Origin of the sequence: Streptomyces griseorubiginosus (assembly GCF_036345115.1) — a bacterium.
GTDB classification, from domain to species: domain Bacteria; phylum Actinomycetota; class Actinomycetes; order Streptomycetales; family Streptomycetaceae; genus Streptomyces; species Streptomyces griseorubiginosus_C.
Genome location: NZ_CP107766.1, coordinates 3,139,978 through 3,164,494, shown reverse-complemented (window position 1 = coordinate 3,164,494; position 24,517 = coordinate 3,139,978). Strand labels below are relative to the sequence as shown.

The window sequence follows — 24,517 nt, the reverse complement described above, 5'->3', positions numbered from 1 at the left end:
CTTTCTCTAGCACCCGCTATACAATTCACTCCATGGTGAGCCGCCGGGACACGAAAGCGCAGGTCGCAGCCACGACCACACCCTCCAGGCCGCGTGGCCGCCCCCGCTCCTTCGACCGGGAGACCGCGCTGGAGAAGGCGATCCTGGCGTTCTGGGAGCGCGGGTACGAAGCCACCTCCGTCTCCGACCTCACCCGGGTGATGGACATCGGCGCCCCGAGTCTGTACGCCGCCTTCGGCGACAAACGCTCGCTCTTCGAGGAGGCCGTGAGCGTCTACGGCTCCCGTTACGCGGCCTTCGCCGACCGTGCCCTCGTCGAGGAGCCCACCGCCCGCGCCGCCGTCGAGCGCACGTTGCGCGAGGCCGCCCGCGCGTACACCGACCCCGCCCGCCCGCAGGGCTGTCTCATCGCGCACGCGGCCATCAACTGCACGACTCCCGAGGTCGCGGAGTCCCTGCGGGACCGGCGCAACGCCATGATCGCCGCCTTCGAGAGCCGTATCCGAGCCGGCATCGCCACAGGTGAACTGCCTCCCGGCACCGACGCCCGAGCGCTTGCGCGGCACAGCGGCGCGGTCGTGCACGGCATGTCCCAGCAGGCGCGCGACGGCGCGAGCCGCGAGGAGCTGGAGGCCGTCGCGGAAATTGCCATGGCGATCTGGCCCCGCACATGAACCCACACGCGTTAGGCTGCGTGGTGGATGTTAGGGCGTCCGACTAGTTGGCTCCCGTGCGGGAAAGCTCCAACAACAAACAGGCTCCAACGCATGGACACGCCTAGTGGTCTAGTCCACAATTGAACCGCGCTTCCGTCTTCCCCGCACAGGAAGGCGGACCGAGGAACCGGAGCTCTCTGCCCTGACTGCCCCGGGTCCTCATCCTTCGGCCGACCGGGACCGCACACCCCACGGCCGATATTGCTCCGGGCTGCGGTGCCGGGAAGGTTGAGGGTCCTTCCCAGGCGCCGCGGCCCGCGGGTGTTTTCGGGGCAGGGTCAGGTCTCCGGTGAGCCCGGCGGTTTCACGCCACTCACATACCCCCAGGTACGCTCGCACCCGTGCCCTCCATGAACGAACTGGTCCGCCAGCACACCGCACTCGACGACTCCGACCTCGAGTGGCTGCATCTGCTGGTCTCGGAGTGGCAGCTGCTCTCCGACCTCTCCTTCGCCGACCTGGTCCTGTGGGTCCCCACCCTCGACGGCACCCGCTATGTCTCCGTCGCCCAGATGCGCCCCAACACCGGCCCCACCTCCTACCAGGACGACATGGTCGGCCACCTCGTCCCGCGCGGCCGCCGCCCGCTGCTGGACGCGGCGCTCGACGAGGGCCGGATCGTGCGCGAGGGCGACCCGGAGTGGCGCGAGGAGGTCCCGGTCCGGGTCGAGTCGATTCCGGTACGACGGGAGGGGCGCGTCCTCGGTGTCATCGCGCGCAACACCAACCTGCTCACCGTCCGTACCCCGAGCCGGCTCGAACTGACCTATCTCCAGAGCGCGTCGGACCTGGCGCAGATGATCGCGGCCGGCTCCTTCCCGTTCCCCAACCAGCAGATGGACATGGACGCGGCTCCGCGCGTCGGCGACGGCCTGATCCGGCTGGACGCGGACGGGATCGTCCAGTACGCCTCCCCGAACGCGCTGTCCGCCTACCACCGCATGGGCCTCGCCTCCGACCTGGTGGGCCAGCACCTCGGCCGGACCACCGCCGAACTCGCCCCCACCCGGGGCCCCGTGGACGAGGCCCTCGCCAAGGTCGCCAGCGGCTGGGCACCCCGAGAGTTCGAGATCGAGGCGCACGACGGGGTCATCCAGTTCCGGGCCATCCCGCTCAAGCCCAAGGGCACCCGCATCGGTTCACTGGTGCTGCTCCGGGACGTGACCGAACTGCGCCGCCGTGAGCGCGAGTTGATCACCAAGGACGCGACCATCCGGGAGATCCACCACCGGGTGAAGAACAACCTCCAGACGGTGGCGGCCCTGCTCAGGCTCCAGGCTCGGCGCATCGAGTCCGACCGCGGCCGCGAGGCGCTGGAGGAGGCGGTCCGCCGGGTCGGCTCCATCGCGATCGTGCACGAGACGCTGTCCCAGAACCTGGACGAGCGCGTGGAGTTCGACGAGATCGCGGACCGGGTGCTCGCCATGGTCGCCGAGATCTCGCCCGGCAAGGTCACCGGCCGGCGCAGCGGCCGCTTCGGCATCCTGGACGCCGAGGTCGCCACCCCGCTCTCGATGGTCCTGACCGAGATCCTCCAGAACGCCCTGGAGCACGGCTTCCGCGAGGGGGAGACCGGCACCGTCGAGGTCTCCGCCGTCCGCGGCGGCACTACCAAGGAGGCCCGCCTCCTCGTCACCGTCCAGGACGACGGCGTCGGCCTGCCCGAGGGCTTCGACCCGCACACCGCGGGCAACCTGGGCCTCCAGATCGTACGGACGCTGGTGGAAGGGGAGTTGGGCGGTACGTTCGACATGGTCCCGGCGCCGGAGGGCGGGACCAGGGTGATCCTGGACGTGCCGGTGCGGGCGCACAAGTAACGCAGGATCACCGCAACTGCCGTACGACCGCTGCCGTCGCTGTCGTGGCTACGGCGCCGGACAGCAAAAAGCCCCGGACCGTTCAGGGGTCCGGGGCTCAAATGCTCGTTGCCAGCTTTTGCTGCGCATCGGGGGTACTGCGCGCTGCGGCTCGGGGGCGGGAGAAGCGTACGCGGTGTACGCGCCGCCAAGCTCAGGCTGTTTTGCGGGGCGGGTGTGTCAGGCAGAAGCCTGACGGGCCCGGTTGCGGGCGGCACGGCGCTTCATGGCGCGACGCTCGTCCTCGCTGAGACCACCCCAGACGCCGGAGTCCTGGCCGGACTCGAGCGCCCACTGCAGACACTGATCCATAACGGGGCAGCGACGGCAGACGGCCTTGGCTTCCTCGATCTGCAGCAGCGCAGGACCGGTGTTGCCGATGGGGAAGAAGAGCTCGGGGTCTTCCTCGCGGCAAACGGCGTTGTGACGCCAGTCCATGGCTGCTACCTCTCCTTGGTATTACGTGCAAGTTGCTTGTGAATGTGAACGCTTTCACGAATCCCTCAACAAGTGAAGGGCCGCCCGCCGAGTCTTCCCCGGCGTGGTCCTGTGGATTGAAGAGGGGTTCCGGTGGTCAGTGGACGCTGGTGTTGCGGGCTGTCCCGACCGCCACGTAGAGACTCGCAAACCTCAGCGGCGGATACAACCCCTTCCGGAAAGTTTTTTTTGATTCCTCGGTGTCGACTAGGTCACAGCCGTACTTCCATGGGGTGGACCCTGGTCTAAACGTTCGAGTGAAAGGACTTTAGCCCCTTCTGCTCACACAATCACACGCAGTGCACGGCGTACGCCTGTGAACGTCACGCTCGTGCGCAGTCCGAGGTGGTCGCCGTCCATCTGGAGGGGCAGAGGCACCTTCGAATGCAAGGTGAACCGGTCCAGGTCGTGCAGGGACACAGCGTGCTTGCCATGGGGGCCGCGTTCGGGGGACGAAGTGAGCAACTGGGTGCCATATCGGGCGATCGCGGTCGTCGTCATGCGGCTGAGACCGAGTACGTCGAGGCCTTTATCGAACGAGGCCTTAGGCGACGCGTACATCGGGTGATTGCCCAGGAAGGTCCACGGAGAGGTGTTCGAGACTATGGAAAGGACCAGATCGTTCACCGGCTCCGCATCCGGCCGCTCCAGGGTGATCGTCCCGTGCCGGCGGTGCGCCTCACCGAAGAACTGGCGCAGTGCCTGGCGGACGTAGAGAGCGTGTGTGGATTTCCTGCCGCGTTCCCGCTGCTGCTCCACCCGTCCCACCACACCGGCGTCGAATCCGAGCCCCGCGTTGAAGGTGAACCACCGGCCCGGCACGGCTTCGTCCTCGGTGCCGGGTGTGCCGGATGCCAGTCCGAGACCGACCGTGCGCTCGCTGCCCTCGCGCAGGGCGTCCAGGAGGGCGCCGGTGGCCTCCACGGCGTCGTTGGGCAGGCCCAGGGCGCGGGCGAAGACGTTGGTGGAGCCGCCGGGGACGACGGCGAGACCGGGGAGGCGCTCGGGGTCGGGCCCTGCGTACAGGAGGCCGTTGACGACCTCGTTGACCGTGCCGTCGCCGCCGAGGGCCACGACCAGGTCGATGTCCTTGCTCTCCGCCGCCTGCCGGCCCAGGTCGCGCGCGTGACCGCGGTACTCGGTGGTGACCGCCTCGAGTTTCATCTCGCTCGCCAGCGCATGGATCAGGACATCGCGCGTACGTGCGCTTGTGGTGGTTGCCGCCGGATTGACCACGAGAAGTGCACGCATGAGTTGCAGCGTACCTACTGGGTGGTACCGGGCACAGGTCGAGGTAGGGATCACGTAAGACTTGGCTGCGTGAACCTTGCCACGGGGGCGTGAGGCAACCCGCGCGCGGAGGTGTGCGTTGACCACGCCTCACCCGCGGGGTTTCGGGGCCGAGGGCTACCCTTCAAGGGTGAGCAGCGAGCAGACTCCCACCACCCCTGAGACCGGGACCGTGACCGCCGGTCCGCGCCCACGGCGACTGACGTACGCCGCCGCCCTGGCCGCGCTGGAGGGGCTCGCGCTCGTCGTGGGAGGCGCCTGGATCCTCGTGGAGGGGCTCGTCGGCGATCCGGACGACCGGCAGTCCGCCGTCACCGGGGGCATCACGCTGATCGTCCTCGCCCTGCTGCCGCTGCTCGCCGCGCGTGGGCTGCTCGCCCGCCGCAGCTGGAGCCGGGGCCCGGCCGTCATCACCCAGATCATGGCCCTCCCCGTCGCCTACAACCTCCTCCAGGCCGACAGCGCCGCGATCCCGGCAGGCATCGCCCTCGCGGTCGTCGCGCTGGCCGCCTTGATCCTCCTGATCAACTCCGAGACGACCCAGGCACTGGGGATCAGGGGACCGGGACGGACCGAGGGCGGGGAGCGGCAGTCGTAGCACTGCGGAAGGGGCGGCCGCGGAAGCGGGCATGCCTCGCCGCCGGGGGAGGGGCTCGGGCAGCCTGGCCCGCACGGCAGTGACTGTCGCTTCGGGACGTGCCGCGCCTCGATGCACTGCTGACTCAGGAGGGGCCCGCGCGATGTCGTAGAGCCTGAGGGCGGTGGGTGACCGCCGGGCCGGAGCGGTGGGTGGCCGAGGGGCCCTGTGAGGCCGGACGGGGTCGGTGGACCGGCGGTCGCCGGGGAGCCTGCGTGTGGGCCGCCCTGTGGAGGCGAGACCGTGCTCTGGGAGCCGGTCCTGCGGCCTCGGGCCGGTCGGGGTGGTCGCCGGCCGTCGTCTGACGGGCGGTCTTGCTGAGGGTGGCCCCGATCGATGTGGCTTGCGCCCCCCGCTCCGCGGCGGACCGTCTGTCGGCCCTCGGCCCGGCCGAGCCCGGCGGTGGGGGCTGTTCTGCTCGCCGGGCCTTGGGGGCTACTCCTCCACCAGGAGCTTTTCCCGGAGTTGGGCCAGGGTGCGGGCCAGCAGGCGGGAGACGTGCATCTGGGAGATGCCGACCTCCTGCGCGATCTGCGACTGGGTCATGTTGCCGAAGAACCGGAGCAGCAGGATTCGCTTCTCGCGCGGAGGGAGATCCTCCAGCAGCGGCTTCAGCGACTCGCGGTACTCGACGCCCTCCAGCGCCTCGTCCTCCGCACCGAGGGTGTCCGCCACCGCCGGGGACTCGTCGTCGGTGTCCGGGACGTCCAGGGACAGTGTGGAGTACGCGTTGGCGGACTCCAGGCCCTCCAGGACCTCCTCCTCCGAGATGGCCAGTTTCTCGGCCAGCTCATGGACCGTGGGGGAGCGGCCGTGCTGCTGGGAGAGCTCGGCCGTGGCCGTCGTGAGGGCCAGTCGCAGCTCCTGGAGGCGCCGCGGCACACGGACCGCCCAGCCCTTGTCGCGGAAGTGACGCTTGATCTCACCGACGACCGTGGGCGTCGCGTACGTCGAGAACTCGACGCCGCGGTCCGGGTCGAAGCGGTCGACCGACTTGATCAGACCGATCGTGGCGACCTGGGTCAGGTCGTCCAGCGGCTCGCCGCGGTTGCGGAAGCGGCGCGCGAGGTGCTCGACGAGCGGCAGGTGCATCCGGACCAGCCGGTTGCGCAGCTCCGCGTACTCCGGGCTGCCGTCCTTCAGCGCGCGCAGCTCGACGAACAGCGCGCGTGCTCCGCTGCGGTCATGTGGATCATGGTGCGGGACCGGCGTGTTGTTCGCGCCCGCCGCGCCGTCCTCTGCGTTTCGCTCGTGCTCGCTCATCGTCCCGCCCGTCGCCCTTCCACGAGCCCTCGCCTCCGTCCGCACCGGGAAGACCCCGGTCCGCCCTGCCGGAGGCGCGCCCTGCACGGCACCTTCCCGATCACGCTGCCCGTCGTCCAGGAGGCCGGTCGCCGTGGTGTCACCGACGCCCTCCTCCGGGTGCGGCCGGGCCTGCTCGGGGATGCCGTCGATGCCGTCCACCATGCGTCGGGAACCGCCGGGGCCGTCGTCGCCCAGGCTGCCGGCGCCGCTCGGGTGGTCGGGGCGGTGTCCGCCCTCGGCCGGCAGCTCCCGTGTGCCGCGCTCTTCGTCCCGCACCGGCCCGTCCCCGTTCCTCACGCCGGCCCGGGTCCCGCGCCGCGCTGTTTGTAGAGGCTGATCGAAACGGTTTTGTCCTCGTCCACGGCCGACGAGACCTTGCCCGCGAGGGCCGACAGGACGGTCCAGGCGAAGGTGTCGCGCGAGGGTGCGTGACCGTCCGTGGTCGGGGCCGAGACGGTGACCTCCAGCGAGTCGTCGACGAGTCGGAAGACACAGCTGAGCACCGAGCCGGGCACGGCCTGCTGGAGCAGGATCGCGCAGGCCTCGTCCACCGCGATGCGCAGGTCCTCGATCTCGTCGAGGGTGAAGTCCAAACGGGCTGCGAGGCCGGCCGTGGCCGTCCGCAGCACCGACAGGTAGGCACCCGCGGCCGGCAGCCGGACTTCCACGAAGTCCTGGGTCGCGGGCTCGCCTGCGATCTGGGACACCCTCACCTCCAAGGTGGTACAAGCTTTTCGGGGGCCGAGGGTCGCCCCCCGGAGTAACGCGAAGTGTGGTTCAGCGGTGACGCTACCGCGCTCTCGGCTTTCCTGTCCCGGGACCCCAACCCCTTGCCGTCACTCACAGTAAACCTGTGGACACGCTCCGTGTCTAGGGGTTTGCGGCTCCAATTGGGAAGAACGCGCGCCGGGTTGACGTACCCAGACGTCAGACGGTCGAACCGTCCTGGAACCCGGGGGTCCAGGGTCACACAAGGACGTGGTCGACGAAGCACCAACGCCAGTTCTCTCCTGGTTCATGGGTGCGCATGATCGGGTGGTCGGTGTCCTTGTGGTGCTTCGTCGCGTGCTGTCCCGGCGAGGAGTCGCAGCAGCCGACGTGACCGCACGTGAGGCACAGGCGCAGTTGTACCGGGTGGGTGCCGTCCCTCAGGCACTCCGGACACGTCTCGTTGAGAGGCTCGGGTTCCGGGTGCGGCAGCGCGTCGGCGTGCGTGCACTGTTTCATGATTGCCAGGTTACGACGGGCGCGCGGATGCTTGCGCGGAAAAGCGAGGGTGGGCGCACGACGATGGACGAGGGTGGGCGAGGGTCATGGACGTGATGCCACTGCTGTTGCTGGTGGCGGGGAGCGCGGCGGTCGCCGCGGCCGCCCGGCGCACCCCGGTGCCGGCGCCGCTGCTGCTGGTCGCGGCCGGGCTCGTGATCTCCTACGTCCCCGGGGTCCCGGAGTACACGCTGGACCCGGACGTGGTCCTGCCCCTCATCCTGCCGCCGCTGCTGCACTCCGCGGCCACCGACAGCTCCTATCTCGACCTGCGGGCGCAACTGCGGCCCGTGGCGCTGCTGTCGGTGGGATACGTGCTCTTCGCGACCCTCGTCGTCGGCTGGGCGGCGTACCGGATCGTGCCGGGGCTGTCGCTGACCGGGGCGCTGGTGCTGGGTGCGGTGGTGGCGCCGCCGGACGCGGTCGCGGCCACCGCGGTCGCGCGCCGGGTGGGGTTGCCGTCCCGGATCACCACGATCCTCCAGGGCGAGTCCCTGGTGAACGACGCGACCGCGATCACCGCCTACCGGGTTGCGCTCGCGGCCGCGGTCGGCGAGGGCGCGTCCTGGGCGGGCGGCATCGGCGAGTTCCTGCTCGCCGCGGTCGGCGGGGTCGTGGTCGGCCTGTTGCTGATGGTGCCGATCCACTGGCTGCGCACCCATCTCAAGGAGCCGCTGCTCCAGAACACCCTGTCCCTGTTGATCCCGTTCGTCGCCTACGCGGCCGCGGAGTCGTTCCACGCCTCCGGAGTGCTTGCGGTCGTCGTGGTGGCGCTCTTCCTCGGACACCGCGCGTGGGAGGTCGATTTCGCGACGCGCCTCCAGGAGGACGCCGTATGGAAAATGGTTGCCTTCGTCCTGGAATCGTCGGTGTTCGCCCTCATCGGACTGCAGCTGCCCGTCGTGCTGAAGGGCCTCGGGGAGTACGAGGGCGGACCCGCCGCCTGGTACGCGGTCGCCGTCTTCCTCGTGGTCGTCGTGTCGAGGTTCGTGTGGGTCTATCCGGCGACCTTCCTGCCGCGCATGCTGTCCGCGCGGATCCGCAAGCGTGAGGACAACCCGACCTGGAAGGGACCGTTCGTCATCGCCTGGGCCGGGATGCGGGGTGTGGTCTCGCTGGCCATCGCCTTCTCGATCCCGGAGCACCTGCACGACGGCGAGCCCTTCGAGGGCCGCAACCTGATCCTCTTCCTCACCTTCACCACGGTCATCGGCACCCTCGTCGTGCAGGGCGTCACCCTGCCCCCGCTGATCCGCATGCTGAAGCTCCCCGGCCGCGACCAGCAGGCCGAGACCCTCGCGGAGGCCAACGCCCAGGCGCAGGCCTCCAGGGCCGCGGAACGCCGCCTGGACGAACTCCTCTCCGACGAGCGCAACGCCCTTCCCCCGCCCCTCGCCGACCGCCTGCGCAACGTCCTGGAACGCCGCCGCAACGCCGTCTGGGAACGCCTCGGCCAGTCCAACCCGCTGACGGGCGAGACGGTCGACGACACCTACCGCCGGCTGTCCGGCGAGATGATCGGCGCCGAGCGCACGGTCTTCGTGAAGCTGCGCGACCTGCGCTACATCGACGACGAGATGCTCCGCACACTGCTGCGCAGGCTCGACCTGGAGGAGGCGGCGGCCTACCGGGAGGCGGCCGAGTAGCACCGGTATCGGCGGGCGGTCAGGGGAAGGGGTGGCCCGTGACCACTGCCGCGACGGTCGTCCCGCGCGCGTAGGCGCCTTCTTCGGCGAGCGCGACCAGTCCGTACAGCAACTTGGCGACATAGAGACGTTCGACGGGGACGCCGTGCCGACCCTGGAAGTCCTCGGCGAACGTTTCGAGTTCGGGGGGCGTGCGGGCGTAGCCGCCGAAGTGGAAGCGGTCGTCCAGGGCCCAGTGGCCGCGTCGGGCACCGAAGGCGCGGATTTGCAGGGACTCCACGTCGGCTGCCAGGAAGCCGCCCTTGAGGACCGGTACGCCCAGGGCCCGCTGGTCCGGGGAGAGGCCCGCGGCCAGGCCCGCGAGGGTGCCGCCGGTGCCGCAGGCGATCGCCACGACGTCGGCCAGGCCGGACAGTTCCTCGCCGAGCGCGCGGCACCCCCGTACGGCGAGGGTGTTGCTGCCGCCCTCCGGGACGACGTACGCGTCCTCGGCGTCCGCCGCGCGCAGCACGCGCGCGAGGGTGGCCGGGTCGGTCTTGGCGCGGTACGTCGACCTGTCCACGAAGTGCAGTCGCATGCCGTCGGCCGCGCACCGGGTCAGGGACGGGTTGAGGGGACGGTCGGCGAGTTCCTGGCCGCGGACCACACCCACCGTGGGCAGGCCGAGGAGGCGTCCGGCGGCGGCCGTGGCGCGCAGGTGGTTGGAGTAGGCGCCGCCGAAGGTGACGACGGTGCGGCCGGCCGCCGCGGTGAGGTTCGGCGCGAGTTTGCGCCACTTGTTGCCGACGATCTCGGGGTGGATCAGGTCGTCGCGCTTGAGGAGGAGGCGCACGCCGTGACGGGTGAAGCGGGGGTCCGACAGCGCCTGCACGGGGGACGGGAGGCGGGGGCGCAGGGCGTCGAGACCGGTCACGCCCCCATTGTGACCTGCGGGGTCACGTCAGGCGCTCGCGAATCCGGCCGCGCAGCCAGGACATGGTGAAGCCGCGGGGGTCCACCTTTCCCGGCTGCCACTCCAGGTGGCCGATGACGGAGCGTTCGGTCCAGCCGTGGTGGCGGCACACCGCCGCGGAGACCCGCTCGATCGCCGTCAGCTGGGCGGTCGGCCAGGGGTCCTCGCCGTCGCCGAGGTTCTCGCACTCGAAGCCGTAGAAGTGGCGGTTGCCGTCGGTGTTGGCCTCGTTGTCGGCCGGCAGCGCCGTCTCCGCGATCACGGCACGCAGGACGTCGTCGTCGCCGAGACCGGCGTGGTTGGCGCGGCCGTAGCCGACGAGGTGGACCCTGCCGTCCTTGGTGATGACGCCGTGGCAGAGGGGGCCGGGCAGACCCGTGTAACCCTTGCGGCACAGCTCCACCGTCGCCGCGCTGCCCTGGGTCACCGTGTGGTGGATCATCACGCCGTGCACGGGCCCCCAGGCGCCGACGTGGTTGCGGTTGTGGTGCTCCCAGTCGCCGACCTCGACGACGGTGGCGCCCTCCGCCCGCAGGACGGCCAGGAATCTCGCGGCGGACATGGGCGAGGCCATGGCCCCCTCCTTCGCACTGCGCGCCGGCCGCCGGACGCGGGTCGGCTCGTACCGGTGCTTGTACCGAAGGCGGCGGGATCCGACTCCTGACTCGTACAGCGTGCGAGCTGATTCGGACAGTCATCTTCCGCTCGGGCAAACGGACTTGACCGGACGGGAGTGGACAGAAATCGCTCACATGCCCAGTCCGGCGGTGATCCATTCCCGCTCTTTCGTGTAATAGCACCGGCACGCTCCGTGAGGAAGGCTTGGTCCCGCACATCGATGCCCGGGAGCAGATCGCGTCCGGGCATGTACCGGGAGGGCAATTCCTTATGTCGGTAGGCGAAGAGGTCCGCACCGAGCAGGACCGGCCGCAGCAGAGCCTCGGCACGGCGGCCGCGCGGAACCTGGCCACCACCACCAAGTCCGCACCCCAGATGCAGGAGATCAGCTCCCGCTGGCTGCTGCGCATGCTGCCCTGGGTGAACGTCCAGGGCGGCACGTACCGGGTGAACCGACGGCTGAGCTACGCCGTGGGCGACGGCCGGGTGACGTTCGTGAAGACCGGCGACCGGGTCGAGGTGATCCCCGACGAGCTGCGCGAGCTGCCGGCGCTCAGGTCCTACGAGGACGACGACGTGCTCTCCGAACTCGCCCGGCGCTGCCAGCAGCGGGAGTTCGCCCCGGGCCAGGTGATCGCCTCGTTCGGCGGCCAGGCCGAGGAGGTGTACCTGCTGGCGCACGGCCGGGTCGAGAAGGTCGGCACCGGCCCCTACGGCGACGACGCGGTCCTCGGAGTCCTCGCCGACGGCGCCTACTTCGGCGAGCAGGCGCTCCTGGACCCGGACGCCATCTGGGAGTACACCGCCCGCGCGGCCACCGCCTGCACGGTCCTCGTGCTGCCCCGCCAGGACGTCGAGCAGGTGGCGGAGCGCTCCGACGCCCTGCGCGAGCACCTGCGGGAACAGAGCGCGATTCCCTCGCAGCGCACCAACAAGTACGGCGAGAAGGAGATCGACCTCGCGGCGGGCCATGACGGCGAGCCCGACATCCCGCACACCTTCGTCGACTACGACGCCCGGCCCCGCGAGTACGAGCTGAGCATCGCCCAGACCGTCCTGCGCATCCACACGCGCGTGGCCGACCTGTACAACCAGCCGATGAACCAGACGGAGCAGCAGATCCGGCTGACCGTCGAGGCCCTCAAGGAGCGCCAGGAACACGAGCTGGTCAACAACCGCGAGTTCGGGCTGCTGAACAACTGCGAGTACGACCAGCGGCTCCAGCCGCACGACGGTGTGCCGAGCCCCGACGACCTGGACGAGCTGCTCAGCCGCCGACGGGGCACCAAGCTGCTGCTGGCCCACCCGCGCGCGATCTCCGCGATCGGCCGTGAGCTCAACAAGCGCGGCCTGGTCCCCGAGACCATCGACGTGGGCGGCAACCGCATCCCCACCTGGCGCGGGGTGCCGATCTATCCCTGCAACAAGATCCCGGTCACGCCGGAGCGGACCACCTCGATCATCGCCATGCGTACCGGTGAGGCCGACCAGGGAGTCATCGGTCTCCAGCAGGCGGGCATCCCGGACGAGATCGAGCCGAGCCTGTCGGTGCGGTTCATGGGCATCAACGAACAGTCGATCATCAAGTACCTGGTGACGGCCTACTACTCAGCGGCCGTGCTGGTCCCGGACGCGCTCGGGGTGCTGGAGAACGTCGAGATCGGCCGGTGGAGGTGACGTTTCTGCACCTGGGAGCCGTGTTCCCGCCCACGGCGGCGGGTACATCCCGGTCGGACACCGGGGTGGAGACACCCCGGTGGTACGCGCCCACCCACAGCGGAGGCGCCACCGTCCACGGACTGACCGAGGGGGGTCCCATGGCGGAGTTCACGACGGACACGCAGGCGCGGGCGACAGATGGAACGGGGGGAAGTGCGGCGACGGCAGGGGGGACGGAGGTGCCGGCCACCGTGGGGGTTGAGGTGCCGCCTGTCGGGGGGACGGGGGTGCCCAGGGCTATGGGGGTTGCGGTGCCGGCCGTCGGGGTGACGGGGGCGCCCAGCGCCATGGGGGTTGAGGTGCCGGCTACCGGAGTTACGGCGGTGCCCAGCGCTACGGGGATCCAGGTGCCGCCAGCCGGGGGGACGGTGGTGCCGAGCTCTACGGGGAGGTGGGCTGCGGTTGCCACGGGGACGGAGGTGCCGCCTGCCGGGGGGACGGAGGTGCCGGGCGCCGGGGGGACGGAGGCCTGGGTGTCCGGGAGGACGGAGGCGTTGACCGCCGGGGGGACCGAGGTGCCGACCGCCAGAGGGGCGGAGACGTCGGTGTCCGGAAGGGCCCAGGTGTCGGCCGCCACGGGGGAGGAGACGGCGGCCTCCGGCGGGCCGGCAGCGTCGGTGGCCGGGCGGATCCGGGAGCAGACCGGGGTCTCCAGGTGGGCCGGGGAGTCGGGGCCCGGCGGGGAGACGGGAGCGCTCGTGGGGTTCGGGGCCGGTTCCGGGGCGGGGGATGATGCTCGTCCGCCCGACGGGCACGAGGCCGGTGTGATTCTGGAGCGGGTTCGGGCCGCCGTCGATCCCGCCTTGCGGCGCGCGGTGGAGTCGCTGCCCGGGTCCCTGCGCAGGATCGCGCTCTACCACTTCGGCTGGGAGCACGCCGACGGCACCCCTGCGGCGGGCAACGCCGGCAAGGCGATACGGCCCGCCCTCGTCCTCACCGCGGCCGCCGCGCTCGGCGGCGAACGGGCGCGGGCGGCGGCCGTACCGGCGGCCGTGGCGGTGGAGCTGGTCCACAACTTCACCCTGCTCCACGACGACGTGATGGACCGCGACACCACCCGCAGGCACCGCCCCACCGCGTGGACCGTGTTCGGCGACGCCGACGCGATCCTCGCCGGGGACGCCCTCCAGGCGCTGGCGCTGCGGCTGCTGGTCGAGGACCCGCACCCCGCCGCCGGGGCCGCCGTGGCCCGCCTCGCGGACTGCGTGGTCGAGCTGTGCGAGGGCCAGCACGAGGACACCGCCATGCAGGGCCTCGGACCCGGCGAGGTCACCCTCGACCAGGTGCTCGTCATGGCCGAGGCCAAGACGGGCGCGCTGCTCGGGTGCGCCTGCGCGCTCGGGGCGCTGTACGCGGGCTCGTCCACCGAGGACGTCGAGGCGATGGACGCGTTCGGCCGGGAGGCCGGGCTCGCCTTCCAGCTCATCGACGACGTGATCGGCATATGGGGCGACCCGAGCCGCACCGGCAAACCGGCCGGCGCGGACCTCGCCGCCCGCAAGAAGTCCCTCCCGGTGGTCGCCGCGCTCACCTCGGGCACGGCGGCGGCCGCGGAACTGGCCGAGCTGTACGCGACGCCGTACGACGAGGGGGATCTGGCGCGTACGGTCCTCGCCGTCGAGGAGGCCGGGGGACGGGACTGGGCGCAGGTGCAGGCGGCCGACCGGATGGCCAGGGCGATGGGGCAGCTGGCCCGCGCGGTGCCCGATCCGGAGGCGGCAGGCGGGCTGCTGTCGCTGGCCGAGTTCGTGACGCGGCGCAGCAGTTGAGGGCCCCGGAGCGGCCGGGACCGGGCGGTTCCTGACCCCGCCCGGCCTCGGCGGACTCCGGTGCGAGCGGGTCCCGCACATCCCCACGGTGTGCGGGGCCCGCTTCCGCATGATCACCGGCTAGGCTCAACAACCCTGCAAGCAGAGGCCGTTGAGACCAAAGGGGCGGGCATGGGTGTGGCGATACGGACGGCGGACAGAGCCGACCGCGAGCTGGTCGCGAGGCTGCTGGACTCGGCCTTCCAGGACGATCCGGTCAGCGGGTGGATCTTCCCGGGGGAGGAGTACCGCCGGACCACCCATCCACGGCTGATGGCCGCGTTCGTCGACATCGTCCTGGAAGAGGGCCGGATCGACGTGACGGAGGACGGGGCGGCGTGCGCGTTGTGGCTGTCGGTGCCGACGGAGAGCGCCGAGGACGAGGAAGGCTTCGCCGCGTTGCGCGAGGCGCTCGATCCGGACAATGAGCGGATCGAGCAGATCGGCACGCTCACGGCCGAGGTGCATCCCGCCGGGCGTGCGCACGAGTACCTGTGGATGATCGGCGTGGCGCCCGGGCGGCAGGGGGAGGGGCTGGGGACCGCGCTCCTCGGGTCGGTTCTCGAACGGTGCGACCGGGAGGGGGTGCCGGCGTACCTGGAGGCGAGCAGCGAGCGGAGCCGGGCGCTGTACGAGCGACTCGGTTTCGAGCTCGTGGACCGGCCGCTCGATCTGCCCGACGGCCCCCAGATGTGGCCCATGTGGCGCGAACCGAGCGCTGCGCGATAGGGCCGGAGCGGGCCAGTGCCGGGGGCGGGCACCAACACCAACACCGGCACTGGCACTGGCACTGGCACCGACACCTGTACCGGCACCGGCATCCGTACCGGCACCGCCACCCGTACCGGCACCGACACTCACACCGGTACAGGTGCCCATGACGCTGCCCACGCCGACGGCGGCCCCGCGGCCGAGGCCGTTGCCGACGCGGCGGCCCCGCCGGCCGAAGAAGGCCGGTACGGCGCCCGGAGCGGCGCCTCGCCGCACTGACCGAGACGGTCGGTCCCCCTACCGGCCCCCCGGCACGGTCGTCTCCACGATCCGTTCGACCAGCCCGTCCGGCACGCCCACCCCCGGCAGCACCCCTTCCAGCACCCCCGGCAGCGTCAGGTGCTCCAGCAGCAGGCCAAGTACGGCGAGATACAGCACCGTGACCGTCTCGTCGCCGCCCGGCAGGCCCGCCTCGCGGTGGAACCGGATGCCCTCCTCCAGGTCCGCGCGGACCGACTTGGTGTAGGAGGCGCGGAGTTCGGGGCGGCGGGTGGCTTCCAGGCGCAGTTCCAGCAGGGCCAGATAGCCCGTGCGGTCACCGGTCGCGCGGGCCATCAGGTCGTGCATGAACGCCGCGACCAGGGAGCGGTCCTTCGGCCGCGTCATGAGCTCGGCCAGCACCTCGGGGTTCGGCGCGAGCCGGACATGCAGGCGGGTGTCGATCTGGCGGAGCAGGTCGTCGCGGCTCGTGAAGTAGTTCGAGGCCGTGCCCACCGGCACGCCCGCCTCGGCGTCCACCGCGCGGAACGTCAGCCCGCGAGCCCCCTCGCGGGCGAGCACCTCGACCCCCGCGTCCACGAGCGCGGCCCGGCGCTCCGGGTTGCCGGCCATGCGGAATCACCTCTCCCAGTTGAGCCCGGTACCGAAATCGGCTTGCGACCACTACAAGTGAAGTACTACAACTGAAGCACTACAACTGAAGTGGTTCACACGCCAGAGCGCAGCCTACGAAAAGAGACCGGCTTGCGAAAGCTCACGTATTACATCGCCTGCACCATCGACGGCTTCATCGGGGACGAGAGCGGCGACGCGTCGTTCATGTACCGGTTCGTCGACGAGGAGTTCCTCGCCTACCTCAAGGCCGAGTACCCGGAGACCATCTCGGCCCAGGGCCGCAGGGCTCTCGGCATCCACGACCTGGCGCACCGGAGGTTCGACACGGTCGTCCAGGGCCGCGGCAGCTATGAAGTGGCGCTGAAGGAGGGCATCACCAGCCCCTACGACCACCTGCGCGAGTACGTCGCCTCGCGCACCCTCACCGAGTCCCCCGACCCGCACGTCGAGATCATCGGCGCCGACCTGCTCGGCAAGGTGCGCGAACTGAAGGCGGAGGACGGCCAGTTCGGCATCTACCTGTGCGGCGGCTCCGCGCTCGCGGGCGAACTGCACGAGGAGATCGACGAACTCGTCGTCAAGACGTACCCCGTCGTCCTCGGCACCGGCATGCCGATGTTCGGCTCCGGATTCCCCGTCACCGAGTTCACGCTGGACACGACCCGCACGTTCGACAACGGCGTCGTGGTGCGGACCTACAGCAGGACCTAGAGCAGGATCTAGAGCGGGACCCAGAGCAGGACTTAGAGCAGGAAGCGCTGAGGGAAGCGCCCGCGCCCCCTTCGCCCTACCCTGAGGACATGGGCAGCGACGAACGCGTCTGTCCCGCTTGCGGACAGCCGGTCCAGACAGTCGTACGGCGGCACAAGACGCTGGGCGCATGGGTCCCCGTGTGGACGGGCGGCCCGTGCCACAACCCCGAGTGCGAGGCGTACGCCGACGAGGGCGCCGAACCCGACGAGGACCACGGCGGCGCACCCGCCGGAAAAACTTCCTGAACCCGTGTCGAGAATCCGCACCCGGCTCCGACGTCCCCTGTGAGAGCCGCCGATCCGTGCGGCCGAGCCGAAGGAGCGGACTCATGAAGTACCTGGTCATGGTGCAGGCGACACAGGCCGACTACGAGGCCATGCGCGGCAAGGGCTCCGAGCAGTCCCCCGTCTGGAGCGAACAGGAGATCCAGGCGATGTACGCCTTCATGGGCGCCATCAACAACGACCTCTCCGAGACCGGCGAGCTGGTCGACGCCCAGGGTCTCGCCGAACCCGCCAGGATCCGGCACGTCAGCCGGGACGCGGACGGCAAGGCGGTGATCACCGACGGCCCGTACAGCGAGACCAAGGAGCTCATGTGCGGCTACTGGGTCCTGGAGTGCGAGACCCTGGAGCGGGTCACGGAGATCGCCGAGCGCATCGCCCAGTGCCCCCAGCCCGCAGGCGCCCCCGAGTACCCGGTGGTGATCCGGCCCTTCCTGGACGGCGCCGGGGACATCTGAGGACCGTGTCGGGGACCACCGGGACCGAGGACCTGCTGCGCCTGCACGCGCCGCAGGTCCTCGGCGCGCTGGTCAGGCGGTACGGCCATTTCGACGCCGCCGAGGACGCCGTACAGGAGGCACTGCTGGCCGCCGCCGGGCAGTGGCCGGTGTCGGGCGTCCCCGACAATCCGCGCGGGTGGCTCATCAAGGTGGCCTCGCGGCGGCTCACCGACGCGCTGCGCGCGGAGCAGGCGCGGCGGGCCCGGGAGGAGAAGGCGGCGGCGCTGAGCCTGCGCGTCACGCCGGTCGGCGACCGTGCGCCGCGCGAGGACGACACCCTGTCGCTGCTGTTCCTGTGCTGCCATCCGGAGCTGACCGCGTCCGCGCAGATCGCGCTCACCCTGCGCGCGGTCGGCGGCCTGACCACGGCGGAGATCGCCCGCGCCTACCTCGTCCCCGAGGCGACCATGGCACAGCGTGTCAGCCGCGCCAAGCAGAAGGTGCGGGGCGTGCGGTTCGGGCGGCCGGACCAGTGGGAGGAGCGGCTGCCCGCGGTCCTGCACACCCTCTACCTGATCTTCAACGAGGGCCACACGGCGACCTCCGGCCCCGCGCTCCAGCGGCGCGACCTCGCCGGTGAGGCGATCCGGCTGACCCGCGCGGTCCACCGGCTCCTCCCCGACGACTGCGAGGTCGCGGGCCTGCTCGCCCTGATGCTCCTCACCGACGCCCGCCGCGACGCCCGCACCGGCCCGGACGGCGACCTCGTGCCCCTCGACGAACAGGACCGCGCCCGCTGGGACAGGGCGGCGATCGAGGAGGGCGTCGCGCTGATCACAGGGGCGCTGGCCCGCCGCCGCGCCGGGCCCTACCAGATCCGCGCGGCCATCGCCGCCGTACACGACGAGGCGCCCTCGGCGCGGGAGACCGACTGGCAGGAGATCCTTGGGCTCTACGACGTTCTCGTACGGCTGGTTCCCGGGCCGGTGGAGCAGCTGAACCGGGCGGTCGCGGTGGCCATGGTCCACGGGCCGCAGGCGGGGCTCGCGGAACTCGACGAGCTCCCCGACGAGTTGGGGCACCGGCTGGACGCCGTGCGCGGGCATCTGCTGGAGCGGGCCGGTCGGCGCGAGAAGGCGCGGGCCGCGTACGAGTCGGCGGCCGCCGGCACGCTGAGCCTGCCCGAGCAGCGGTACCTGCAGGGGCGGGCGGCCAGGCTGAGGCCTTACCGTGACGGCATGTCCACAACGAACCTCATCGTGCACCTCACCGAGCGCTCCCTCTGGGAGGAGGCCCGGGCCCAGGGCACGTACGAGATCTCCACGCGCGGCCGCACCCTCCAGGAGGAGGGGTTCATCCACTGCTCGACGCGCGAGCAGCTGCCGCGCACGGCCGCGGCGTTCTTCGCCGACGTGCCCGACCTGGTGGTCCTCGTCATCGACCCCGCCCGTCTCGACGTACCCCTGAAGTACGAGGCACCCGAGCCCGGCGCCGAGGAGTTCCCGCACATCTACGGGCCGCTTCCGGTGGCCGCGGTCGTGGACGTGGAGCCGTGGGGGTGACGGATCGCCGTGGGTTATGGCGCTGGACGCTGGTGGTGTGGGCGGCGCTCGTGGTCGTCGCGGGCGGGCTGACGCTCTGGCTCCAGGACTCGGCGGAGCCGGAGGGGCCGTCCGGACGGGAGAGGGCGCGTCAGACGCCGTCGCTGCCGGAGGGGTGGGAGTCGGCGTGTGCCGACGCCACCCCCGACGACGAGGGCCGGACCCTCTGCTTCGTCAGGATCACCCGCTAGGCAGCCCGCCCGTCTCCGGGTCCCGGCCCGTCAGGCAGTACAGTCCGCCCGCCGGGTCCCTCATCACCGTCCAGCTCCTGCCCTCGGTGACGAACTCGGCGCCCAGCCGCTCGTGTTCGGCCCGTGTCGCCCTGATGTCCGCGCAGGCCAGGTCCAGATGGGCGGAGGCGGGGCGTTCCTCCTCCAGGCGCTGGAGGAGGACACGGACCGGGAGCCCGGGCGGGGGCACGAGGACGTGGAACTCCGGGAGCGCGCCGGGACGTGACTCCCACGCGGGCAACAGGGCGGACCAGAAGGCGACTTCAGCGTCGTACAGGGACGGCGGGACGTCGAGGCAGACCTGGTCGAGCCGGCTGCCCCGGAACACCCGCGGGCGGGCCGACTGCCCGCGCCAGGGATCGGCGCAGAACAGCAGACCGGCGGGGGAGCGCAGCACGACCAACGTCCCGTGATCGGCGACCACATGCGCACCGAGCGCCTGCGCCGCCTTCGCGAACTCCCGTACGTCGTCCACGCAGAAGTCGAGATGGGCGCCGCCGGGCCCGGAGGCGACGGCCTGCACCTTGACGCAGGCATCGGTCCCGTAGGACGGCAGCAGGCTGACGAACTCCCGCCGCTCACCCCGGAGCTCGGACAGGTCCGTACCGGTGACACCGGTCCAGAAATCACAGGCATGAGCGAACCGGGCCACGGGGCGGTCCACGAAGGCATAGGTCCAGCGGGTAGTCATGCGGTGATCGTAAGCGCCCCTTCAGGGGCGCGGGGACCTGCGCGACAAGCCACGACGGCGCCGCGGAAGACTACGAACCCTCCGCTTCCATGAACCGCAACAAGTTCCCCGCCGGATCCCGAAACGCACAGTCCCGCACCCCGTACGGCATGTCCGTCGGCTCCTGGATCACCTCGGCGCCCGACTCCCGCACGCGCGCGAACAACGCGTCACAGTCCGTCGTCGTGAAGTTGACCCCCCGCAGCAACCCCTTCGCCAGCAGCCGCGCCATCGCCTCCTTGTCCGCGGGCGACGCGTCCGGATCCGCCGCCGGTGGCTCCAGCACGATGTCCACGTCCGGCTGGAGCGGCGAGCCGACCGTCACCCACCGCATCCCCTCGTACCCGACGTCGTTGCGCACCTCCATGCCCAGGACGTCCCGGTAGAACGCGATCGCCTTGTCGTGGTCGTCGACGGCGATGAAGCAGTTCTTGAGTTTGATGTCCATGGGTTCACGTTAGGCCCGCCGGGGCCGGGTGTGCCTGCGGACGACGCACGGGGGGATCCCGGCCGTCTCCTCGTGGGAACGGGCCCGGTACGCGCTCGGTGTCTCGCCCACCAGCTGTGTGAACCGCGAGCTGAAGGAGCCGAGAGAGGTGCAGCCCACCGCCATGCAGACCTCGGTGACCGACAGGTCGCCCCGCCGCAGCAGCGCCTTCGCCCGCTCGATGCGCCGGGTCATGAGATAGCCGTACGGTGTCTCCCCGAACTCCGCGCGGAAACTGCGCTGGAAGTGGCCCGTGGACATCAGCGCGGTGCGGGCGAGCGCGGTGACGTCGAGCGGCTCGGTGTACTCGCGGTCCATGCGGTCCCGCGCCTGCCGCAGCCGCACCAGATCCTCGATGCTCACCATCACGCCAGCATCGCACGATGCTCACCAGCCGGGTGCGCGGATCTGGAACGGGCTTTGCCTCGCGTTCGCCTGCCGTACGGAAGCGCTTGCTCCCATGAGGGGCATGGACCACATCACGTTCCTCGTGGCGGTCGTCATCGTCACGGCCCTGGCCTTCGACTTCACCAACGGATTCCACGACACGGCCAACGCGATGGCGACGTCCATCGCGACCGGCGCGCTGAAACCGAGGACCGCGGTCCTGGTGAGCGGTGCCCTCAACATCGTGGGCGCCTTCCTGTCGACCGAGGTCGCCAGGACGATCTCCGGTGGCATCGTGGACGACACCCTGGTCTCACCGGCGATGATCTTCGCCGGGCTGGTCGGAGCGATCCTGTGGAACCTGCTGACCTGGCTGGTCGGCCTGCCCTCCAGCTCCTCGCACGCGCTGTTCGGCGGGCTGATCGGCGCCGTGTGGGTCGGCGCGGGCAGCCACGGTGTGCACTTCGACAAGGTGGTCGAGAAGATCCTGATCCCCGCGGTGGCCTCGCCGGTCGTCGCGGGCGTGGCCGCGCTCATCGCCACCTACCTCGCCTACAAGCTCACCGCCCGCGCCCGCAAGGGCTCGGTGACCAAGGGCTTCCGCCTCGGCCAGATCGCCTCCGCGTCCCTCGTCTCCCTCGCGCACGGCACCAACGACGCCCAGAAGACCATGGGCGTCATCACGCTGACCCTGATCTCGGCGGGTGCGCTCGGCCACGACGCCGGTCCGCCGGTCTGGGTCATCGCCGCCGCGGGTCTCGCGATCGGCCTCGGCACCTACCTCGGCGGCTGGCGGATCATCCGCACCATGGGCAAGGGCCTCACGGAGATCCAGTCCCCGCAGGGCTTCGCCGCCGAGACCGCGTCCACGACGGTCATCCTGACCTCCGCCCATCTCGGCTTCGCGCTGTCCACCACCCAGGTCGCATCCGGCAGCATCCTCGGCGCGGGCCTCGGCAGGCGGCTCGCGGAGGTCCGCTGGGGCGTGGCGGGCAGGATGGTCCTGGCCTGGCTGATCACCCTGCCCGCCGCCGCGCTGGTGGGCGGCGTCTCGGCGAGCGCGGTCAAGCACGGCGGCAACTTCGGCACGGTCGTCGTCGCCCTGGTCGGCGTGGCCGTCGCCGCAGGCATCGTGCTCCTCTCCCGCCGCAACCCGGTGAGCGCGCACAACGTGAACGACACCCACGAGGTCACCCTCCGCACCGAGCCGCCGGCCCGCGTCGGCACGGCCGCCTGAGCCCACCGGGAGTTCCTGACATGAGCATCGACTGGACCGCACTCGGCCAGGTCACCGCGGTGAGCGTCGGCGTCACCGTCGCCGTGGTCGTGGTCTTCGCCCTCGGGGTTCTCGGCCTCGCCCGATTCGAGGGAGCGAGGGAGGATGGCACAAGCACGTCGACTCTCGGCGTCGCCCAGGCCGGCCTGTGCTTCCTCGCCTGCGCGGCGGTGGTGGCGTACGGCATCTACCTGATCGTGCCGCAGCTCCACTGACCCACCGAGATGAGAGGGGACCCAGGATGACACCTCTGCTGACCGACCTGAAGGTCGACTACACCGATCCCGACGACCCCGTGCTCATCCGCCCCGACGGAAGCCCGATCGACACCTGGCGGGAGAACTACCCCTACGCGCACCGCATGGAGCGCAAGGAGTACGACTGGCACAAACGGCTCCAGCAGATCGAACTGCTGAAGCTGCAGAGCTGGATCAAGGAGACCGGGCGCCGGCTCGTGATCGTCTTCGAGGGGCGGGACGCGGCCGGCAAGGGCGGCACGATCAAGCGCTTCACGGAGCATCTGAACCCTCGTGGCGCGCGGGTGGTGGCGCTGGAGAAGCCGACCGAGCGGGAGCGCGGGCAGTGGTACTTCCAGCGGTACGTCGAGCACCTGCCGACCGCCGGTGAGATCGTGCTGTTCGACCGGTCCTGGTACAACCGGGCCGGTGTGGAGCGGGTCATGGGATTCTGCACGGACGACGAGTACCGGCGCTTCATGCGGCAGGCCCCGCTGTTCGAGCGGATGCTGGTGGACGACGGCGTGGACCTGCTGAAGTTCTGGTTCTCGGTCTCCCAGGGCGAGCAGCGCACCCGCTTCACGATCCGTCAGATCGATCCCGTACGGCAGTGGAAGCTCAGCCCCATGGACCTCGCCTCCCTGGACCGCTGGGACGACTACACCGCCGCCAAGGTCGCCATGTTCCGTGAGACGGACACCCAGTTCGCCCCTTGGACCGTGGTCAAGAGCAACGACAAGAAGCGCGCCCGCGTCGAGGCCATGCGCAGCGTCCTGGCCCGCTTCGACTACTCCGACAAGGACGAGGAGGTCGTCGGCACCCCGGACCCACGGATCGTGGGCGCGGCGGCGGGGCTGCTGGAGGCGGGGGAGGCCTAGGTCGTGTCCGCAAAGTGTCGGCGTCGTTGGTCTGTTCGTGGTGCGTCGTCATGAGCTGACTGATGAGTCGTGGGCGGTGATCGAGCCGTTGCTGGCTCCGGCGCGGATGGGCCGTCCGGTGCGGGATCGCCGCCAGGTCATCAACGGGATTCTGTGGAAGCTGTCCACGGGTGCGGCCTGGCGGGACCTGCCCGAACGCTACGGGCCGTGGAAGACCGTCTACGAACGCTTCCGTCGCTGGTCGGCCGACGGAACCTGGGACCGCCTGCTGGCCCATGTCCAGCAGCACTCCGATGCCGTCGGCGCAGTCGACTGGACGGTCGTGTGCGTCGACTCCACCACCGTGCGCGCCCACCAGCACGCGGCCGGGGCCCGAAAAGGGGGCTTTGGCCCGGCGAGGCGATCGGCCGGTCCCGCGGCGGACTGACCACGAAGATCCACCTCGCCTGCGACGGACAGGGCCGACCGCTCGCCTTCACCATCACCGCCGGCAACGTCAACGACTGCACCCAATTCGAGCAGGTCATGGCCCGCATCAACGTCAGCCGGTGCGGGCCGGGCCGCCCCAGAACGCGGCCGGAGCGGGTCGTCGCGGACAAGGGCTATTCGTCCACGAAGATCCGCGCCTACCTCCGCCGACGAGGCATCAAGGCAGCGATCCCGGAACGGATCGACCAGATCAACGGCCGCATCCGCCGCGGCGAGGGCCTTTGCCGACTCGACCGGACCGCCTACCGGCGCCGCAACGTCGTCGAACGCTGCTTCAACAAGCTCAAGCACAACAAAGCCCTGGCCACCCGCTACGACAAACTTGGCCGCCACTACCAAGCCCTGGTCACCCTCGCCTGCCTACGACTCTGGCTGCCCTGACATTGCGGACACGACCTAGGGGCTGTCTGACGATTCCCGTCTGCCGCGCGATGCCCGGCACGCGCGCTCGCGGCGTTGCCGAAACGCCCACGTGACTCCTCCCCCACGCTCGAACCGGCTGCGCCGACTCACGCCGGGGACCCCCGTCGCGGGCGGCTCCGGCGCCTTGCGATCGCACGTACCGGACGCCGCGCGGCCCGCCCTGCGGGCGGACGACGGGAATCGTCAGACAGGCCCTGGGGGCGGTCCGGCGGCGGCAGGCTCCGCGGGTTGAAGGGCAGGGGCCGGCTGGGCCCGCAGGAGCTTGCGCAGCGGTGTGGCACCAAGCTGTGCCGCCGCTTCGCCGACGTCCCCGCCCACGTCCGCGTCGGCGAGCCCGGCGAGGACCGGTCGTCCGCGGTCGGCCAGTCGCCGGGATCGTCCGGGCCACCGGGGCGGTCCTCGCCCGTC

General features: G+C 71.0%; 26 protein-coding genes and 2 pseudogenes. 17 read left to right on the top strand and 11 right to left on the bottom strand.

Annotated features, from left to right (window positions below):
• Positions 1-32 precede the first annotated feature (32 nt).
• Both OHN19_RS14075 and OHN19_RS14070 read left to right on the top strand, forming a co-directional pair.
• Positions 33-674: a TetR/AcrR family transcriptional regulator gene (locus OHN19_RS14075; RefSeq protein ID WP_330264521.1), complete on the top strand. Its 642-nt coding sequence runs from the start codon at positions 33-35 to the stop codon at positions 672-674.
• Positions 675-1,066: 392 nt separating this feature from the next.
• The gene (locus OHN19_RS14070; RefSeq protein ID WP_330269606.1) at positions 1,067-2,533 is read left to right on the top strand and encodes a PAS domain-containing sensor histidine kinase; all 1,467 of its coding nucleotides are present in this window, start codon (positions 1,067-1,069) and stop codon (positions 2,531-2,533) included.
• 219 nt (positions 2,534-2,752) lie between these two features.
• Here OHN19_RS14070 and OHN19_RS14065 read toward each other — a convergent pair whose 3' ends face one another.
• The gene (locus OHN19_RS14065; RefSeq protein ID WP_006142322.1) at positions 2,753-3,010 is read right to left on the bottom strand and encodes a WhiB family transcriptional regulator; all 258 of its coding nucleotides are present in this window, start codon (positions 3,008-3,010) and stop codon (positions 2,753-2,755) included.
• A gap of 321 nt (positions 3,011-3,331) precedes the next feature.
• A complete protein-coding gene (locus OHN19_RS14060; protein ID WP_330264520.1) occupies positions 3,332-4,300 on the bottom strand; it encodes a diacylglycerol/lipid kinase family protein in 969 nt (322 codons plus the stop codon).
• Between the two features lie 169 nt (positions 4,301-4,469).
• Here OHN19_RS14060 and OHN19_RS14055 point away from each other — a divergent pair, with 169 nt between their 5' ends.
• On the top strand, positions 4,470-4,937 hold the full coding sequence (locus tag OHN19_RS14055) for a hypothetical protein (protein WP_330264519.1): 468 nt from the start codon (positions 4,470-4,472) through the stop codon (positions 4,935-4,937).
• A 474-nt stretch (positions 4,938-5,411) separates the two neighbouring features.
• On the opposite strand, the gene OHN19_RS14050 is transcribed toward OHN19_RS14055, so the two are convergent.
• From OHN19_RS14050 to OHN19_RS14040, 3 genes are all read right to left on the bottom strand, one after another.
• On the bottom strand, positions 5,412-6,557 hold the full coding sequence (locus OHN19_RS14050; RefSeq protein ID WP_330264518.1) for an RNA polymerase sigma factor SigF: 1,146 nt from the start codon (positions 6,555-6,557) through the stop codon (positions 5,412-5,414).
• Between the two features lie 17 nt (positions 6,558-6,574).
• Positions 6,575-6,988 carry an anti-sigma regulatory factor gene (locus OHN19_RS14045; protein WP_004925829.1) on the bottom strand — a complete coding sequence of 138 codons (414 nt, stop codon included), beginning with the start codon at positions 6,986-6,988 and terminating at the stop codon, positions 6,575-6,577.
• Positions 6,989-7,247: 259 nt separating this feature from the next.
• Complete coding sequence (locus tag OHN19_RS14040) at positions 7,248-7,508, bottom strand: UBP-type zinc finger domain-containing protein (RefSeq protein WP_330264517.1); 261 nt, start codon at positions 7,506-7,508, stop codon at positions 7,248-7,250.
• An 86-nt stretch (positions 7,509-7,594) separates the two neighbouring features.
• Between OHN19_RS14040 and OHN19_RS14035 the strand changes: the two genes are divergently transcribed.
• Positions 7,595-9,193 (top strand): Na+/H+ antiporter, encoded by a 1,599-nt coding sequence (locus OHN19_RS14035; RefSeq protein ID WP_330264516.1) that lies wholly within the window; start codon positions 7,595-7,597, stop codon positions 9,191-9,193.
• A 19-nt stretch (positions 9,194-9,212) separates the two neighbouring features.
• On the opposite strand, the gene OHN19_RS14030 is transcribed toward OHN19_RS14035, so the two are convergent.
• Positions 9,213-10,106: a 1-aminocyclopropane-1-carboxylate deaminase/D-cysteine desulfhydrase gene (locus OHN19_RS14030; protein WP_330264515.1), complete on the bottom strand. Its 894-nt coding sequence runs from the start codon at positions 10,104-10,106 to the stop codon at positions 9,213-9,215.
• 22 nt (positions 10,107-10,128) lie between these two features.
• Complete coding sequence (locus tag OHN19_RS14025; protein WP_330264514.1) at positions 10,129-10,719, bottom strand: N-acetylmuramoyl-L-alanine amidase; 591 nt, start codon at positions 10,717-10,719, stop codon at positions 10,129-10,131.
• 314 nt (positions 10,720-11,033) lie between these two features.
• Here OHN19_RS14025 and OHN19_RS14020 point away from each other — a divergent pair, with 314 nt between their 5' ends.
• From OHN19_RS14020 to OHN19_RS14010, 3 genes are all read left to right on the top strand, one after another.
• Positions 11,034-12,440, top strand: a complete 1,407-nt coding sequence (locus OHN19_RS14020; RefSeq protein WP_330264513.1) for a family 2B encapsulin nanocompartment shell protein — start codon at positions 11,034-11,036, stop codon at positions 12,438-12,440.
• A gap of 740 nt (positions 12,441-13,180) precedes the next feature.
• A complete protein-coding gene (locus tag OHN19_RS14015) occupies positions 13,181-14,251 on the top strand; it encodes a family 2 encapsulin nanocompartment cargo protein polyprenyl transferase (RefSeq protein WP_330269605.1) in 1,071 nt (356 codons plus the stop codon).
• 171 nt (positions 14,252-14,422) lie between these two features.
• Entirely contained in the window at positions 14,423-15,019 is a 597-nt protein-coding gene (locus tag OHN19_RS14010; protein ID WP_330264512.1) for a GNAT family N-acetyltransferase, read from the top strand.
• A 279-nt stretch (positions 15,020-15,298) separates the two neighbouring features.
• On the opposite strand, the gene OHN19_RS14005 is transcribed toward OHN19_RS14010, so the two are convergent.
• On the bottom strand, positions 15,299-15,892 hold the full coding sequence (locus tag OHN19_RS14005; protein ID WP_330264511.1) for a TetR/AcrR family transcriptional regulator: 594 nt from the start codon (positions 15,890-15,892) through the stop codon (positions 15,299-15,301).
• Between the two features lie 132 nt (positions 15,893-16,024).
• Here OHN19_RS14005 and OHN19_RS14000 point away from each other — a divergent pair, with 132 nt between their 5' ends.
• The 6 genes and pseudogenes from OHN19_RS14000 to OHN19_RS13975 all read left to right on the top strand — a co-directional run bounded on the left by OHN19_RS14000 (position 16,025) and on the right by OHN19_RS13975 (position 19,164).
• Complete coding sequence (locus OHN19_RS14000) at positions 16,025-16,606, top strand: dihydrofolate reductase family protein (protein ID WP_330264510.1); 582 nt, start codon at positions 16,025-16,027, stop codon at positions 16,604-16,606.
• A gap of 89 nt (positions 16,607-16,695) precedes the next feature.
• The gene (locus tag OHN19_RS13995; protein WP_330264509.1) at positions 16,696-16,893 is read left to right on the top strand and encodes a hypothetical protein; all 198 of its coding nucleotides are present in this window, start codon (positions 16,696-16,698) and stop codon (positions 16,891-16,893) included.
• Between the two features lie 83 nt (positions 16,894-16,976).
• The gene (locus OHN19_RS13990; protein WP_330264508.1) at positions 16,977-17,390 is read left to right on the top strand and encodes a YciI family protein; all 414 of its coding nucleotides are present in this window, start codon (positions 16,977-16,979) and stop codon (positions 17,388-17,390) included.
• Positions 17,387-18,598, top strand: a pseudogene (locus tag OHN19_RS13985) (RNA polymerase sigma factor); the annotation flags it as partial. The gene OHN19_RS13990 and the pseudogene OHN19_RS13985, both read left to right, overlap by 4 nt.
• A gap of 12 nt (positions 18,599-18,610) precedes the next feature.
• Positions 18,611-18,934: a DUF952 domain-containing protein gene (locus OHN19_RS13980; RefSeq protein ID WP_330269604.1), complete on the top strand. Its 324-nt coding sequence runs from the start codon at positions 18,611-18,613 to the stop codon at positions 18,932-18,934.
• 32 nt (positions 18,935-18,966) lie between these two features.
• Positions 18,967-19,164, top strand: coding sequence for a hypothetical protein (locus tag OHN19_RS13975; protein WP_330294114.1), 198 nt, complete (start codon positions 18,967-18,969; stop codon positions 19,162-19,164).
• Here OHN19_RS13975 and OHN19_RS13970 read toward each other — a convergent pair.
• From OHN19_RS13970 to OHN19_RS13960, 3 genes are all read right to left on the bottom strand, one after another.
• Entirely contained in the window at positions 19,154-19,894 is a 741-nt protein-coding gene (locus OHN19_RS13970) for a VOC family protein (protein ID WP_330264506.1), read from the bottom strand. The genes OHN19_RS13975 and OHN19_RS13970 overlap by 11 nt on opposite strands.
• Positions 19,895-19,964: 70 nt before the next feature.
• On the bottom strand, positions 19,965-20,381 hold the full coding sequence (locus OHN19_RS13965) for a VOC family protein (RefSeq protein WP_330264505.1): 417 nt from the start codon (positions 20,379-20,381) through the stop codon (positions 19,965-19,967).
• Positions 20,382-20,390: 9 nt separating this feature from the next.
• Entirely contained in the window at positions 20,391-20,786 is a 396-nt protein-coding gene (locus OHN19_RS13960; protein WP_330264504.1) for a helix-turn-helix transcriptional regulator, read from the bottom strand.
• Between the two features lie 103 nt (positions 20,787-20,889).
• Between OHN19_RS13960 and OHN19_RS13955 the strand changes: the two genes are divergently transcribed.
• The 4 genes and pseudogenes from OHN19_RS13955 to OHN19_RS13940 all read left to right on the top strand — a co-directional run bounded on the left by OHN19_RS13955 (position 20,890) and on the right by OHN19_RS13940 (position 24,067).
• Entirely contained in the window at positions 20,890-22,044 is a 1,155-nt protein-coding gene (locus OHN19_RS13955) for an inorganic phosphate transporter (protein ID WP_330264503.1), read from the top strand.
• Between the two features lie 20 nt (positions 22,045-22,064).
• Positions 22,065-22,298 (top strand): hypothetical protein, encoded by a 234-nt coding sequence (locus tag OHN19_RS13950; protein ID WP_330264502.1) that lies wholly within the window; start codon positions 22,065-22,067, stop codon positions 22,296-22,298.
• Between the two features lie 26 nt (positions 22,299-22,324).
• Positions 22,325-23,197 carry a polyphosphate kinase 2 gene (ppk2, locus tag OHN19_RS13945; protein WP_330264501.1) on the top strand — a complete coding sequence of 291 codons (873 nt, stop codon included), beginning with the start codon at positions 22,325-22,327 and terminating at the stop codon, positions 23,195-23,197.
• 40 nt (positions 23,198-23,237) lie between these two features.
• Positions 23,238-24,067: pseudogene (locus OHN19_RS13940) on the top strand (IS5 family transposase).
• Positions 24,068-24,517 lie beyond the last annotated feature (450 nt).

What these genes read in the sequence shown, in the direction of transcription:
- OHN19_RS14075 (WP_330264521.1), top strand. Translation starts at nt 33, where the DNA reads ATGGTGAGCCGCCGGGACACGAAAGCGCAGGTCGCAGCCACGACCACA.
- OHN19_RS14070 (WP_330269606.1), top strand. Translation starts at nt 1,067, where the DNA reads ATGAACGAACTGGTCCGCCAGCACACCGCACTCGACGACTCCGACCTC.
- OHN19_RS14065 (WP_006142322.1), bottom strand. Translation starts at nt 3,010, where the DNA reads ATGGACTGGCGTCACAACGCCGTTTGCCGCGAGGAAGACCCCGAGCTC.
- OHN19_RS14060 (WP_330264520.1), bottom strand. Translation starts at nt 4,300, where the DNA reads ATGCGTGCACTTCTCGTGGTCAATCCGGCGGCAACCACCACAAGCGCA.
- OHN19_RS14040 (WP_330264517.1), bottom strand. Translation starts at nt 7,508, where the DNA reads ATGAAACAGTGCACGCACGCCGACGCGCTGCCGCACCCGGAACCCGAG.
- OHN19_RS14035 (WP_330264516.1), top strand. Translation starts at nt 7,595, where the DNA reads ATGGACGTGATGCCACTGCTGTTGCTGGTGGCGGGGAGCGCGGCGGTC.
- OHN19_RS14025 (WP_330264514.1), bottom strand. Translation starts at nt 10,719, where the DNA reads ATGGCCTCGCCCATGTCCGCCGCGAGATTCCTGGCCGTCCTGCGGGCG.
- OHN19_RS14020 (WP_330264513.1), top strand. Translation starts at nt 11,034, where the DNA reads ATGTCGGTAGGCGAAGAGGTCCGCACCGAGCAGGACCGGCCGCAGCAG.
- OHN19_RS14010 (WP_330264512.1), top strand. Translation starts at nt 14,423, where the DNA reads ATGGGTGTGGCGATACGGACGGCGGACAGAGCCGACCGCGAGCTGGTC.
- OHN19_RS14005 (WP_330264511.1), bottom strand. Translation starts at nt 15,892, where the DNA reads ATGGCCGGCAACCCGGAGCGCCGGGCCGCGCTCGTGGACGCGGGGGTC.
- OHN19_RS13995 (WP_330264509.1), top strand. Translation starts at nt 16,696, where the DNA reads ATGGGCAGCGACGAACGCGTCTGTCCCGCTTGCGGACAGCCGGTCCAG.
- OHN19_RS13990 (WP_330264508.1), top strand. Translation starts at nt 16,977, where the DNA reads ATGAAGTACCTGGTCATGGTGCAGGCGACACAGGCCGACTACGAGGCC.
- OHN19_RS13980 (WP_330269604.1), top strand. Translation starts at nt 18,611, where the DNA reads ATGTCCACAACGAACCTCATCGTGCACCTCACCGAGCGCTCCCTCTGG.
- OHN19_RS13970 (WP_330264506.1), bottom strand. Translation starts at nt 19,894, where the DNA reads ATGACTACCCGCTGGACCTATGCCTTCGTGGACCGCCCCGTGGCCCGG.
- OHN19_RS13965 (WP_330264505.1), bottom strand. Translation starts at nt 20,381, where the DNA reads ATGGACATCAAACTCAAGAACTGCTTCATCGCCGTCGACGACCACGAC.
- OHN19_RS13960 (WP_330264504.1), bottom strand. Translation starts at nt 20,786, where the DNA reads ATGGTGAGCATCGAGGATCTGGTGCGGCTGCGGCAGGCGCGGGACCGC.
- OHN19_RS13955 (WP_330264503.1), top strand. Translation starts at nt 20,890, where the DNA reads ATGGACCACATCACGTTCCTCGTGGCGGTCGTCATCGTCACGGCCCTG.
- OHN19_RS13950 (WP_330264502.1), top strand. Translation starts at nt 22,065, where the DNA reads ATGAGCATCGACTGGACCGCACTCGGCCAGGTCACCGCGGTGAGCGTC.
- ppk2 (WP_330264501.1), top strand. Translation starts at nt 22,325, where the DNA reads ATGACACCTCTGCTGACCGACCTGAAGGTCGACTACACCGATCCCGAC.